This window comes from Pseudomonas corrugata (assembly GCF_050920615.1).
Classification (GTDB): Bacteria; Pseudomonadota; Gammaproteobacteria; order Pseudomonadales; family Pseudomonadaceae; genus Aquipseudomonas; species Aquipseudomonas corrugata.
In genome coordinates this window covers 6227449-6239749 of record NZ_CP130434.1, presented here as the reverse complement: position 1 = coordinate 6239749, position 12301 = coordinate 6227449, and the positions used below count along the sequence as shown (strand labels likewise).

Here is a 12301-nt window from a genome sequence, read left to right as displayed (position 1 = left end):
GAAGAACCCTGTCATGGGACGGGCGACGTTGGTGGGCATAATTGCGTCGGTGTCAGACGTCGACCCCTGCGGCAAAAACCGGATGATGCGGCCATCCCGGCGTTGAGCGTAGCAGCTCCGTCACCGGGCGCTCCTGCGCCCGGATATGCCCGTTCTGGAGGTTCTAGGCAATGGCAATCAGCGTATTTGACCTGTTCAAAATTGGTATTGGCCCGTCCAGTTCTCACACGGTCGGCCCGATGCGCGCCGCGGCGCTGTTTGTCGAGGCGCTGCGGGCAAAGGCACTGCTGAATGACGTGCGGCGGGTCGAGGTACAGCTCTATGGTTCGTTGTCGGCCACCGGTATTGGCCACGGTAGCGATACCGCCGTCATCATGGGCCTGATGGGCGAGTGGCCGGATGCGATCGATCCGTCGCAGATTGCGCCGCGCATCGCGTTGTTGCGCGAAACCGAGACCCTGCAACTGGACGGTCGCTTGCCGGTGCCTTTCGTATGGGCACGGGACATGCGCCTGATCGATGAAAACCTGCCGTTCCACCCCAATGCCATGACGCTGGTGGCCGAAGGCGCCAGCGGTGAGTTGTTCCGCGACACCTATTATTCGGTTGGCGGCGGTTTTGTCGTTGATGAGGCCCAGGCCTCCAGCGGCGTAGCGGACCTGGACACCACCCGGTTGCCTTACGACTTCTCCAGCGCCGAAGAGCTGCTTACGTTGTGTCGCACCCACAACCTGCGGGTGGCCGAACTGATGATGGCCAATGAAAAGGCCTGGCGCTCGGAAGAGGAAATCCGCAGCGGGCTGATGAAGCTCTGGCGGGCCATGCAGGAATGTGTCGAGCATGGTCTCAAGCATGAAGGCATCCTGCCCGGCGGCCTGAACGTACGTCGGCGTGCAGCCAAGTTGCACCGCAGCCTGCAGGAATTGAACAAGCCGAATGTCATCGGTTCGACCCTGAGCGCAATGGAGTGGGTCAACCTCTTCGCCTTGGCGGTCAACGAAGAAAACGCCGCCGGCGGGCGCATGGTGACCGCGCCGACCAATGGCGCGGCGGGGATCATTCCGGCGGTTCTGCACTATTTCATGAAGTTCAGCGAGGCCGTTACCGACGCCAACGTAGTGGATTATTTCCTCGGCGCGGCGGCGGTGGGCATCCTGTGCAAGAAGAACGCTTCGATTTCCGGTGCCGAGGTCGGTTGCCAGGGCGAAGTGGGCTCGGCCTGTGCCATGGCGGCGGCAGGCCTGGCGGAGATCCTCGGTGCCACGCCGGAGCAACTGTGCAACGCGGCGGAAATCGGCCTGGAACACAACCTTGGCCTGACCTGCGACCCGGTGGGCGGTCTGGTCCAGGTGCCTTGCATTGAGCGCAACGCGATCGCCGCGGTAAAAGCGATCAATGCGGCGCAGATGGCACTGCGCGGCGACGGCCAGCATTTCATCTCCCTGGACCGGGTGATCCGCACCATGCGCGATACCGGCGCCGACATGCACGACAAGTATAAAGAGACGTCGCGCGGTGGGTTGGCGGTCAGTGCGGTGGAATGCTGATAAAAGCCTTTACGATCCTTGTGGTGAGGGGATTTATCCCCGCTGGGCTGCGAAGCAGCCCTGAATACAGACAGCTCGGTGTGTCAGAAGTACCTGAAGGCCCGCTTCGCGACCCAGCGGGGATAAATCCCCTCGCCACAGGCGCTCTGAAACTGCTCGATAAACGAACATTGCCCCCCTGAACCCGCCACCTTTTAGCGCGTCGCAAACAGATAAGACGCTGTTATCTGATCAGTCGCTGTGCAGCAGATGAGCGCTCGTCCTCTGCGCTTGGGGTGACACTGTGGTGAAAGCGGCGCAGCCCAGTTCCCACAAGTGATACCGAACTGCTCACCGCCTGCCGCGCCGCGCCGCAGCCGCCCTTGATGACCCTTATAGTCCACACTCAATGTGCGCCTTATATAGACGGCTCGGCATGTCGTTTTCAGGATTTATTGAATGCGCCTCCAAGTTTAGGCACGGCAATTGCTCTATCAATGAAAAGCCCGTCTCCTGCATAAGGACCAAGGGCAACAACCAATAAAAAGAGCCTCCGCCTGAGGCCATCACCCGCTTTGTGTGAGGAGATACTGCGATGACGTCGACCCACTCCGGGGCCCAACCCCAGAACCGTGCGCCTCAGTCCATTGGCTTTCTGCTGCTGGACAATTTCACGTTGATTTCCCTGGCGTCCGCAGTGGAGCCCCTGCGCATGGCCAACCAGCTATCCGGGCGCGAGCTGTATCGCTGGACCACCCTCACCGTGGATGGCGGGCAGGTCTGGGCCAGTGACGGTCTGCAGATCACTCCGGACGCCTCCATGCATAAGGCACCGGCCCTGGATACTGTCATCGTCTGTGGCGGCATCGGCATCCAGCGCACCGTTACCCGTGAGCACGTGTCCTGGCTGCAAGGCCAGGCCCGCCAGTCCCGTCGCCTTGGCGCGGTCTGCACCGGCAGTTGGGCGCTGGCCTGTGCCGGTCTGCTCGATGGGTTCGATTGCAGCGTGCACTGGGAATGTCTGGCAGCGATGCAGGAAGCTTTCCCGCGGGTGTCGATGAGCACTCGCCTGTTTACCCTCGACCGTAACCGTTTCACCAGCTCCGGCGGCACCGCGCCACTGGACATGATGCTGCACCTGATCAGTCGCGATCACGGTCGCGAGCTGTCGGCGGCCATCTCGGAAATGTTTGTCTACGAGCGCATCCGCAACGAGCAGGATCACCAGCGCGTGCCGCTCAAGCACATGCTCGGCACCAACCAGCCGAAGTTGCAGGAGATCGTTGCGCTGATGGAGGCCAACCTCGAAGAGCCGATCGATCTGGACGAACTGGCGGTGTACGTCGCCGTGTCCCGGCGTCAGCTCGAGCGGTTGTTCCAGAAATACCTGCACTGCTCGCCGTCGCGCTATTACCTCAAGCTGCGACTGATCCGTGCACGGCAACTGCTCAAGCAGACGCCGATGTCGATCATCGAAGTGGCTTCGGTGTGCGGCTTCGTCTCCACGCCGCACTTCTCCAAGTGCTACCGCGAATACTTCGGCATTCCACCGCGCGACGAGCGCGTCGGTTCCAACACCACGCAACAGGTGGCGATGATGCCGTTGCCGCAGGCCCTGGTGCTGTCACCGTTGTCCGGTCCGTTGTCGGCGTTGAGCCAAGCGCGTAACGAGTCGACGTTTGCCAGCGTGAGGCTCTAGACCGAGGCGCTTTCGTCGCGAGCAAGCTTTGCTCCCACAGGCCTGGACTACCCCCAAGAAGTTGGACACAAATCCAACCCTTAGGGGCAGTCCAGGCCTGTGGGAGCAAAGCTTGCTCGCGATAGATTTTTCAGGCGCTGTGGTTCTGCTGGTATTGCGCCAGTGCCGGCAATAGCTGCTTATCGATCGCCTGGCGCACGGCCGGCAGGATGGTAGCGCTGCTGGTGTACATTTCCTTGACCATCCGGCGCAGTTCATTGGCGCGAGCCTTGTCCAGGCCGCGCACCGCACACTCACAGGCCTGCTCGGCGGTAGAGCCGCTGGGTATCTGGAGGCCGAGAGCCTTGAGCTGGCCCAGCAGGTCTTCCTGGTCGATCAAATCGGCGTGCATCATGACGCTTTTCCTTGTTCATGGATGGGGGCGTGACTCGATTCTGGTAGCCACCCGAAGCGGCGGCAAGGGCAAATCGTCGCGATGACCTATATGGCTATGAGCGTGTCGTTTTCGGCTAACTGACGCTGATCGGGACTGGGCACACTGGCCTCAAGCTGAATCACGATGGTTTGGTCACCCTCGCGCGACAGCTCCTCCAGTAACGCCTCCTGCCCCGATCATGTCACGGCTTGATCGGGGATTTTTTTGCCTGCGCTATTCGTGCCGCCGCCCATCGCGAGCAAGCTCGCTCCCACAGGGAAAAGGGGCTCCTGTGGGAGCGAGCCTGCTCGCGATAGCCACGACGCGGTCTAACGCTGCAACACCAGAATCCGCGACAGCAACTCATCCCGATCCACATAGCAGCCCTGGAAATGCCGTGCCCCGGTGGCCGGGTCGAAGGCGTTGCGGGCGTGGAGGGTGCGGCGGTTGTCGAAACACCACAGCTGACCGGGCTCCAGCCGCTGTGTCAGGCGAAACGACGGCTCGCGGGTCAGGGCGATGAAGCGTCGGTAGGCGCGGTAGAGGCTGGGCATCTGCTTGACCGAGGTGTCGAACGGTCCGCGCAGGAAGTTCGCCATGCGGATTTCCGAAACCTGGCCCAGCGCATCCAGCGCGATGATGGGCGCCAGGCAGCGATAGTCGCTGTGGCGATCCTTGTTGCGAAATTCCACCGGGATCTCGCATAACGCGGCAAAAGCCTCCGGGTCTTCCTGGCGCAGGGCTTCGGCAATGGAAAAACCGTCGACGAAAATGCTCTCGCCACCCTCGGCGTCATTGACCAGACAATGCAGGAACTGCAATCCCGGCTGCAGTTCCCGGGTCGGCAAGTCGCTGTGCAGCGGCAGGTTGAAGGCGGTGTAGGCGTTACTGTCGGCGTTGGCCTTGGATTGCACATTGAACAGCACGCCAAAGTTGCTTTCGCGGATGAATGAAATGCGCTGGGCAATCTGTTTCAGCGAACCGGGTTCGGTGGGCACGCCGCGCACCTGGGTCAGACCGATGTCTCGTACCGCGAGCAACCATTGCAGCAGCGCGCTGTCATCCTCCATCAGCGCCGGATAATCGAACACCGGCAGTTGCAGATCGTGTTTCCAAAGTTGGCGCTTGCCCTTGCCCGCCAGGCGCTCGGCCCTGGATTCATCATCGTAGGCGTGGGCGCGCAGCCATCCCGGATCGAAACGGCTCTGATGGCCGTCCCGCCAATCCACGCACAGACAGCCTTCGGCATCGAGGCGGATCGCGCCAGGCTCCAGGTCTTCAGGCACATCGACGATTTCCAGCACCTGTTCCCGGGTAACGGTATAGACACAGTGTGGGCAGGGGCAGTTATCCCGCAGCCATTGATGATGAAACGGGCTGATGCGGCCGTCGGCCCAGGTGATCTGTATGCGGTCAGCGAAGGGGCTTGCCGCGCTCAACGCGCAAACCCGGGGATAGCAACGGAAGTCGGCAACAGCGGCGGCGATGTTCATGGCGAGCTCCTTTTCGAGGCCTAACGGGCGGGCGGCAGGGCGATCACCCGACCGATGCAGGCTGGCAGTGGCAGGTCGGATTGTTCGGTGATCAAAGCCTTGAGTTTGCCCAGGGTAGGCTCCGTGAAGGGGGCCGAACGCGGGCCGGCCAGGTCGACGTGTAACAGCATCTGCTCGTTGCCCGCCAACGCCTTATCCCCGCCAACCAGATGCAGGCTGTGGTAGAGATGCAGGCGTTTGGCGTCGTGACCGATGATCTGCGTATGCACTTCGACGTCGGCGTCGACCTTCACTTCGTGCAGGTAATTGAGATGCAGTTCGAGGGTGAACAACGAGTGGCCGCTGGCGTCGCGGTTCTGGCTGTCCATGTCGAGCATGTCCATCAGCGCGTCGGTGGCGTAGCTGAAAATCAACAGATAGTAAGCGTCGCGCAGGTGACCGTTGTAATCGACCCATTCGGGGCGGATGTGGGTTTGGTAGGTGGTGAGGGTGGGCATGATGACGATCCAACGGAAGACTGTGGTTACTGTGGGAGCGGGCTTGCTCGCGAAGAGGCCGGTGCATCCAACGGATTTTCCTGTGAAAGGAATGCCGCCTTCGCGAGCAAGCCCGCTCCCACAAGGGAATTATTCGATAAAGCTCATTCCATGCTTGGCCTTGGTGGTCTTCACCGCTTCCAGCACCGCCAGCAGGCAGTCGTCACGATAGCGCTCCAGTGCCGAAATGCTGTGGCTGCCCAACTGATCGCTGGTGCCTTCCACCACATCGTCAATCAGCTTCTCGGTCAGTTCGGGGGCCGGCAGATAGGTCCACGGCAATTGCAACGCCGGGCCGAACTGAGCCATGAAATGGCGCATCCCGGCGTCGCCACCGGCCAGCGTGTACGTCAGGAACGTACCCATGAACGACCAGCGCAAGCCGGCACCAAAGCGGATGGCGTCATCGATTTCCCCGGTGGTGGCCACGCCGTCGTTGACCAGATGCAGAGCTTCGCGCCAGAGCGCTTCAAGCAGCCGATCGGCGATGAAACCGGGCACTTCCTTGCGCACGTGCAGGGGGCGCATGCCGAGCGATTCATAGACCTGCATGGCGGCCTGGATGGCTTCGGGCGCGGTGTGCTTGCCGCCGACCACTTCCACCAGCGGCAGCAGGTAGACCGGGTTGAACGGGTGACCGACCACGCAGCGTTCCGGATGGGTGGAGCCTTCGTAGAACTCGCTCGGCAGCAGCCCCGAGGTGCTGGAGCCAATCAGTGCAATGGGCTTGGCAGCGGCGCTGATCTGGCTGTGCAGTTCAAGTTTGAGTTCCAGGCGCTCGGGTGCGCTCTCTTGGATGAAGTCGGCATCGCGTACGCACTCTTCGATGGTCGTGACAAAACGCAGCCGGTCCTGGGAAGCGCCAGGCGCCAGGCCCTGTTTCTCCAGTGCGCCCCAGGCACTGGCGACGCGTTTGCGCAGCGCTGCTTCGGCACCCGGTGCCGGGTCCCAGGCCACAACGTCCAGCCCATGGGCCAGGGCCCGGCTGACCCAGCCGCTGCCGATGACGCCACTGCCCAGGGCGGCGAAGGTCTTGATGTCGGTGATAAAGCTCATGGTGGTTTCCTGAAAAGGGTCGGTAATCTTCTGTGGGAGCAAGGCTTGCCCGCGATAACGGCGGCACATGCAACGCGGATGTCGACTGTTCAATCGCCATCGCGGGCAGACCTTGCTCCCACAGAGAGGGGAGTGGAGGGGGCTGTCAGCTGCGTTTGGTCAGGCCCATTTTCTTGCGACCTTCAGCAGGCGTGAGTACGCGGGCACCGAGGCGGCTGAGGATTTCACGGGCCCGATCCACCAGTTGGCCGTTGGTGGCGAGCACGCCTTTGTCCAGCCACAGGTTATCTTCCAGACCGACCCGCACGTTGCCTCCCAACAGCACCGCTTGGGCGGCCATCGGCATTTGCATGCGACCGATGCCGAAGCCGGCCCACACCGCGTCCGCCGGCAGGTTGTCGACCATGGCTTTCATGGTGGTGGTGTCGGCCGGTGCGCCCCATGGGATGCCCAGGCAGAGCTGAAACAGCGGATTGTCCAGCAGGCCTTCCTTGATCATCTGCTTGGCGAACCACAGGTGGCCGGTGTCGAAGATTTCCAGCTCGGCCTTGACCCCCAGCTCGGTGATGCGCCTGGCCCCGGCCCGCAGTTGCGCGGGGGTGGATACGTAAATGGTGTCGCCGTCACCGAAATTAAGGGTGCCGCAATCCAGGGTGCAGATTTCCGGCAGCAGTTCTTCGACGTGGGCCAGGCGGGTCAGCGGTCCCACCAGATCAGTATTGGGGCCGAACTCCATCGGCCGCTCGCCGCTGCCGATTTCCAGGTCGCCACCCATGCCGGCGGTGAGGTTGACGATGATGTCCACGTCCGCCTCGCGGATGCGCTCCATCACTTCGCGATACAACGCCACGTCGCGGCTGAACCTGCCGGTCTGCGGATCGCGGACATGGCAATGGACGACCGTGGCTCCGGCCTTGGCGGCTTCTACGGCGGCCTCGGCGATCTGTTTCGGCGTGACCGGTACGTGGGGGCTCTTGGCGGTTGTGTCGCCAGCACCGGTGAGTGCGCAAGTGATGATGACGTCGTGGTTCATGGTGCGGTTTCCTTCAGGCGTAGTGAGTCACTGCGCAGCCAGCCGGGTGCCGCGCAGAGGGATAACGTTCGATCAGTTACTGGTCAGTTTCAGGTTGTCGGCGGCCGGCTTGCCGTCGAAGGTGGTCACGCCTTCGAGCCAGCGCTGCTTGTCCTGGGGGTGGTCCTTGAGCCATTGCCGGGCCGATTCGAGCGGATCCTTGTGATCCAGCAACGGCTGCATCATCCGGCTCTCGTCTTCGGCACTGAAGGTCAAGTTGCTCAGCAAGCGGTTGACGTTCGGGCATTGTTCGGCGTAGTTCGGCGCCGTGACGGTCCAAACGGTGGCCATGCCTTCATTCGGGCCGAGGGCGTCATCGCTGCCGGTGAGGTAGGTCATCTGTACGTTGACGTTCATCGGATGCGGCGCCCAGCCGAAGAACACCACGGCTTCCTTGCGTCGCACGGCACGGTCCACAGCGGCGAGCATGCCGGCCTCGCTGGACTCCACCAGTTGGAATTTGCCCAGGCCGAACTGGTTCTTGGCGATCATTGCCTTGATCTGGGTATTGGCGCCGGACCCGGGTTCGATGCCATAGATCTTGCCGCCCAGTTCCTTCTCGAACTTGGCGATGTCGGCGAAGGTCTTCAGGCCCTTGTCGGCCAGGTAAGTCGGCACGGCCAGGGTGGCGCGGGCATCTTTCAGGCTGGGTTGCTCCAGCACCTTCACCTGCTTGGCCTCGACGAACGGCGTGATGGTCTGGGTCATCAGTGGGTTCCAGTAGCCCAGGAACATGTCCAGGCGCTGATCCCGGATGCCGGCGAAGATGATCTGCTGGGAGGCGCTGGTCTGCTTGGTCTGGTAGCCGAGGCCGTCGAGCATCACCTGGGTCAAGGCGCTGGTGGCGATGACGTCGGTCCAGTTGACGACGCCCAGGCGCACGTTCTGGCACGCGGCCGGTTCGGCTGCCAGGGTGGCCGAGCTCATGCCCAGGAAAGTGGTACCGCTGAGTGCAAGAACGCAGTAGCTGATCAGTCGTTTCATGTCGGGTTCCTCGGCAGCTTATTGTTATGGGTTCCGGTGTCTGCGCGCCGGTGATGCCAAGTTACGCAGCCGGCCCTTTCGCAAAACGCACTGCGGCGACTCGCACTTGCACTGCAGCGACCTCTTGAACGGCCCTGGCAAGTGGCGTATCAAGATCCCCACGCTACCCGTCGACCGAGTGCGCCATGTCCCAGGATTTCTACTTTTTGCTGATGCCGGGTTTTTCGGCCATCGGTTTCATTTCGGCCATCGAACCGTTGCGGGTCGCCAATCGCTTTCGTGGCGAACTGTACCGCTGGCATGTGCTGAGTGCCGATGGCGGCGCGGTCCTGGCCAGCAATGGCATGTCGGTCAACGCCGACGCTGCGCTGGAGCCGTTGAAGAAGGGCGCGACGTTGTGGGTGGTGGCGGGGTTCGAACCGCTGAAGTTCGCCACACAAGCGTTGCAACGCTGGTTGCATCGGCTGGACAAGGAGGGCGTGACCCTGGGTGGCATCGATACGGGCAGCGTGGTCCTGGCCGACGCGGGGTTGCTGGAAGGGCACCGCGTGACCCTGCACTGGGAAGCCATCGAGGCGTTCAAGGAGTCTTATCCTCAGCTCAGCGTGACCCAGGAGCTCTTCGAAATAGACCGCCGCCGCATCACCTGTGCCGGCGGCACGGCCTCCATCGATCTCATGCTGGACCTGATCGGCCAGGCCCATGGCGCGGACCTGGCGATTCAGGTCAGCGAACAGTTCGTGCTTGGCCGCATCCGCCCGCGCAAGGATCACCAGCGCATGGAAATCGCCAGCCGCTACGGCATCCGCAACAAGAAGCTGGTGCATGTCATCGGTGAGATGGAAACCCACAGCGAGCCGCCCCTGAGTACCCTTGAGCTGGCCGAATCCATCGGGGTTACCCGTCGCCAGCTCGAACGTCTGTTCCGCTTGCACCTGAACGACACCCCCAGCAACTTCTACTTGCGCTTGCGCCTGGAAAAGGCCCGGCAACTGCTGCGCCAGACCGACATGAGCGTATTGGAAGTGAGCATCGCCTGCGGGTTCGAGTCACCGTCATATTTCACCCGCAGCTATCGGGCGAGGTTCGAACGCTGCCCTCGGGAGGATCGGCGCAAGGTGGTCTGAGGGCCGAACACAGGCCCTGTGGGAGCGAGCCTGCTCGCGATGACGGTGGCAAATCCAACATGGATACCTACTGATCCACCGCCTTCGCGAGCAGGCTCGCTCCCACAGAAAACCTGCTTATTGCTTCATCAACGCCGCACACGCCGTCTTGTAAGCCTCATGCTGATATTTGTTCAGCGTTGCCGGCAAGGCGAAATCATGTTTCTTGTGTTGCGCGTTGATTGTCTGCGGTGACAGCAGCGTCACGTCGCAACCTTCCAGCAGTTGGAAGACGCCTTCGATCTTGAACGTTGTCGGGCCGCCAGCAAACTCGCCTTTCTTGCTGCGTTTCTTGATGGCGATGCGTTCGATCGCGTTCTCGGCGACGAACGCCTGTATCCGGGCAGCGAAAGCCTTGACGTTGGCGGCTTCGTCATCATCGTCCAGGGCGATTTTCCGGGTGTTCAGCGCGACGTGGCTCAATGCCTGTTGATCCAGCGAAGCGACGGCGATGATCGCTTCGCTGCCTTTGATTTCGATGCCGCAGATAATCATTCGAGCCTTCGGAGTGGGGAGGTATGAGGTCCAAGTCTATCCATATCGGAGCCGGGGGACGTGGTGATTTTTATTGCCTCAGTCCAGGGACTTGCGCAAATCCAGCATGATTTTGTCGAAGTAGTCGACTCGGATAACGCCGAAGCGGGGGTACTCGAAGTCCAGGATCACATACCGGACGATGACCGGTGAGTCCCTCAAAGGGTGAAGTTATCCCGTCCCTGGATGGAGAAACTGCCCGTGGATAACGCTTCCGGCGGGTCCGAAAGTGAAACTACCGAGGTAGGTTTCTTCCTCGTGATTGAAAATCACCGAGACCGAGCCGTTGTCGGCGTTGTTGGTCAGGAAGCGTGTCTGGCCATTCTCCGCCGACATTGTCCAGTAAGTGACGTGCACCTTCCGCTCTCCGATCACCAGGGTCTCGTTGGTCACTTCTGGGCTGAACACCATTTTGACCCCGCGAATAACCCGTTCGGCGGCCGTGTCCGGCACCTGGACGGCGGAAGCGTCAGGCGTAGCTGTCGGTCCGTCGTGTAGTAGTCGTAGGCAAAATTGATCATGTTGGATTGGAAGGGGGCACCATCCTCCAACTGGGCGACAACACTGCCGGATGATGGGGTTGCCGGGCCTGAGGCAAAGTATGTTGAGTCAGCATGATCAGCTCCTGGCGATTAGGCCGAAGTAACGGGAACCCTGTCACGTGCTGATCCTAGGCTTCTCTGTTTGGCCCGCCTACTGTCAGAGTTGACAGTTGGCGGCTAGTGGACTGTGTAGCTGGTTCGGGGACTCGGCCACTAGAGTTCAAGTTGATCGGCATGGATACCAAAGGCCGCGGCGATTTTTTCGCGAGTGGCCCGGCGGGGTTTTGCAACGGACTCCTGCTGAGCAAAGGCCGGTTGCGAAATGCCCAGACGCTTGGCGACGTCGTCCTGGGTCAGATTCAGATGTTCGCGCCAGGCACGGATGGGGGTTGCGCCGTTGACGATGCGGCTGACCACCTCATGGGGGATTAGCTCTGGCTCCAGTTTTTGTGCAACGTATTGTGAGTACGGAATCACCACAAATGCCGGATTTCCCTCGGCATCGTTGATGATCTGAATATCAGTAGGTACGTTCATCGCGTTTCTTGACCTCTTGAATGCTGACGACTTTGATCGCCCCGTCCCAATCGAACATGACTCGATAGCTCCCAACTCGAAGGCGGTAAGCGTAGCCATGGCCGACAAGCGCTTTGACATTCACCACATCAGGCATTTCAACGAGAGCCGAGATGGCGTCCCGGACCTGAACCTGATGGGGAGAATGCAATTTCAGAAGCTGCTTAACGGCTTTTCGGGTCTAGTAGATTGTGTTCCTGAAAGAACATAAGTCTTTTATAAGGCTTGCGAATCCTGACTTATATTTTTTCCGACGCGAATGCATGAACGGTGTCTGGATATTGCCCCGTCATCACTCCTGCCCAATTGACTCCAAAAACTCCGACCTATCGTCGCTCACCTGCGCCATGCAGTCGTTTTCGGCGATCTTGTACGCTTCGCTGCCCGGTTTGGCCGGGAAGGCGGCGATGGCGCAGTCGGCGTCGCGCTGTTTTTGCCATAGTTGCTGGGCGGCCTTGATCTTGGCGGTGATGTCGTTGAGTTGGGCCTTGTCGCTGCCGTAGCGGGTCTGCAGACGTTCGTTGAGGCTCTGCAGGTTTTCGCTCAGCAGCTGTTCGGCGGCCGTCTTGCCATAGGCCGAGCAGGCCAGGGTCTGGACGTCGTTTTCGACGGCGTCGCAGGGGTTCTGTTCGGTGTCTTCGGTCGCGTGGGCGACGGTGCTGATCAGTGCCAAAGCCAGGAGGATTGATTTCATTGCGTTGC

15 protein-coding genes are annotated in these 12301 nt (G+C 61.0%); 3 read left to right on the top strand and 12 right to left on the bottom strand.

Translation table 11 applies throughout. The features are described from left to right. Positions 1-170: 170 nt before the first annotated feature. Positions 171-1547: an L-serine ammonia-lyase gene (locus QZH45_RS28010; protein WP_024776553.1), complete on the top strand. Its 1377-nt coding sequence runs from the start codon at positions 171-173 to the stop codon at positions 1545-1547. A 574-nt stretch (positions 1548-2121) separates the two neighbouring features. Next, complete coding sequence (locus QZH45_RS28005; RefSeq protein WP_024776554.1) at positions 2122-3225, top strand: GlxA family transcriptional regulator; 1104 nt, start codon at positions 2122-2124, stop codon at positions 3223-3225. A 130-nt stretch (positions 3226-3355) separates the two neighbouring features. On the opposite strand, the gene QZH45_RS28000 is transcribed toward QZH45_RS28005, so the two are convergent. From QZH45_RS28000 to QZH45_RS27975, 6 genes are all read right to left on the bottom strand, one after another. Next, positions 3356-3619: a hypothetical protein gene (locus tag QZH45_RS28000; protein WP_024776555.1), complete on the bottom strand. Its 264-nt coding sequence runs from the start codon at positions 3617-3619 to the stop codon at positions 3356-3358. 350 nt (positions 3620-3969) lie between these two features. Continuing rightward, positions 3970-5133, bottom strand: coding sequence for a gamma-butyrobetaine dioxygenase (locus QZH45_RS27995; RefSeq protein WP_024776556.1), 1164 nt, complete (start codon positions 5131-5133; stop codon positions 3970-3972). Between the two features lie 20 nt (positions 5134-5153). Further along, complete coding sequence (locus QZH45_RS27990; protein WP_024776557.1) at positions 5154-5630, bottom strand: thioesterase family protein; 477 nt, start codon at positions 5628-5630, stop codon at positions 5154-5156. A gap of 129 nt (positions 5631-5759) precedes the next feature. Further along, the gene (locus QZH45_RS27985; protein ID WP_055135750.1) at positions 5760-6725 is read right to left on the bottom strand and encodes an L-carnitine dehydrogenase; all 966 of its coding nucleotides are present in this window, start codon (positions 6723-6725) and stop codon (positions 5760-5762) included. Positions 6726-6870: 145 nt separating this feature from the next. Further along, a complete protein-coding gene (locus QZH45_RS27980) occupies positions 6871-7758 on the bottom strand; it encodes a 3-keto-5-aminohexanoate cleavage protein (RefSeq protein WP_024776559.1) in 888 nt (295 codons plus the stop codon). 72 nt (positions 7759-7830) lie between these two features. Next, on the bottom strand, positions 7831-8781 hold the full coding sequence (locus QZH45_RS27975) for a choline ABC transporter substrate-binding protein (protein ID WP_024776560.1): 951 nt from the start codon (positions 8779-8781) through the stop codon (positions 7831-7833). 185 nt (positions 8782-8966) lie between these two features. On the opposite strand from QZH45_RS27975, the gene QZH45_RS27970 reads away from it, so the two are divergent. After that, positions 8967-9908 carry a GlxA family transcriptional regulator gene (locus QZH45_RS27970; protein WP_024776561.1) on the top strand — a complete coding sequence of 314 codons (942 nt, stop codon included), beginning with the start codon at positions 8967-8969 and terminating at the stop codon, positions 9906-9908. 117 nt (positions 9909-10025) lie between these two features. Here QZH45_RS27970 and QZH45_RS27965 read toward each other — a convergent pair whose 3' ends face one another. From QZH45_RS27965 to QZH45_RS27940, 6 genes are all read right to left on the bottom strand, one after another. Then, entirely contained in the window at positions 10026-10442 is a 417-nt protein-coding gene (locus QZH45_RS27965; RefSeq protein WP_024776562.1) for a DUF3010 family protein, read from the bottom strand. A gap of 78 nt (positions 10443-10520) precedes the next feature. Continuing rightward, entirely contained in the window at positions 10521-10643 is a 123-nt protein-coding gene (locus tag QZH45_RS27960) for a hypothetical protein (protein ID WP_275077654.1), read from the bottom strand. Positions 10644-10652: 9 nt separating this feature from the next. Next, positions 10653-10874 (bottom strand): hypothetical protein, encoded by a 222-nt coding sequence (locus QZH45_RS27955; RefSeq protein ID WP_147460424.1) that lies wholly within the window; start codon positions 10872-10874, stop codon positions 10653-10655. 362 nt (positions 10875-11236) lie between these two features. Then, positions 11237-11560 (bottom strand): helix-turn-helix domain-containing protein, encoded by a 324-nt coding sequence (locus tag QZH45_RS27950; RefSeq protein WP_053190528.1) that lies wholly within the window; start codon positions 11558-11560, stop codon positions 11237-11239. Beyond that, positions 11544-11756, bottom strand: coding sequence for a type II toxin-antitoxin system RelE family toxin (locus QZH45_RS27945; protein ID WP_122319480.1), 213 nt, complete (start codon positions 11754-11756; stop codon positions 11544-11546). The genes QZH45_RS27950 and QZH45_RS27945 overlap by 17 nt, the downstream gene beginning before the upstream one ends. 135 nt (positions 11757-11891) lie before the next feature. Next, on the bottom strand, positions 11892-12293 hold the full coding sequence (locus QZH45_RS27940) for a lysozyme inhibitor LprI family protein (protein ID WP_024776565.1): 402 nt from the start codon (positions 12291-12293) through the stop codon (positions 11892-11894). Positions 12294-12301 lie beyond the last annotated feature (8 nt).

Bases quoted from the DNA above. Each gene is read 5' to 3' on its own strand.
- QZH45_RS27995 (WP_024776556.1), bottom strand. From the start codon at position 5,133: ATGAACATCGCCGCCGCTGTTGCCGACTTCCGTTGCTATCCCCGGGTT.
- QZH45_RS27940 (WP_024776565.1), bottom strand. From the start codon at position 12,293: ATGAAATCAATCCTCCTGGCTTTGGCACTGATCAGCACCGTCGCCCAC.
- QZH45_RS27980 (WP_024776559.1), bottom strand. From the start codon at position 7,758: ATGAACCACGACGTCATCATCACTTGCGCACTCACCGGTGCTGGCGAC.
- QZH45_RS27985 (WP_055135750.1), bottom strand. From the start codon at position 6,725: ATGAGCTTTATCACCGACATCAAGACCTTCGCCGCCCTGGGCAGTGGC.
- QZH45_RS27975 (WP_024776560.1), bottom strand. From the start codon at position 8,781: ATGAAACGACTGATCAGCTACTGCGTTCTTGCACTCAGCGGTACCACT.
- QZH45_RS28010 (WP_024776553.1), top strand. From the start codon at position 171: ATGGCAATCAGCGTATTTGACCTGTTCAAAATTGGTATTGGCCCGTCC.
- QZH45_RS28005 (WP_024776554.1), top strand. From the start codon at position 2,122: ATGACGTCGACCCACTCCGGGGCCCAACCCCAGAACCGTGCGCCTCAG.
- QZH45_RS28000 (WP_024776555.1), bottom strand. From the start codon at position 3,619: ATGATGCACGCCGATTTGATCGACCAGGAAGACCTGCTGGGCCAGCTC.
- QZH45_RS27990 (WP_024776557.1), bottom strand. From the start codon at position 5,630: ATGCCCACCCTCACCACCTACCAAACCCACATCCGCCCCGAATGGGTC.
- QZH45_RS27970 (WP_024776561.1), top strand. From the start codon at position 8,967: ATGTCCCAGGATTTCTACTTTTTGCTGATGCCGGGTTTTTCGGCCATC.
- QZH45_RS27950 (WP_053190528.1), bottom strand. From the start codon at position 11,560: ATGAACGTACCTACTGATATTCAGATCATCAACGATGCCGAGGGAAAT.
- QZH45_RS27965 (WP_024776562.1), bottom strand. From the start codon at position 10,442: ATGATTATCTGCGGCATCGAAATCAAAGGCAGCGAAGCGATCATCGCC.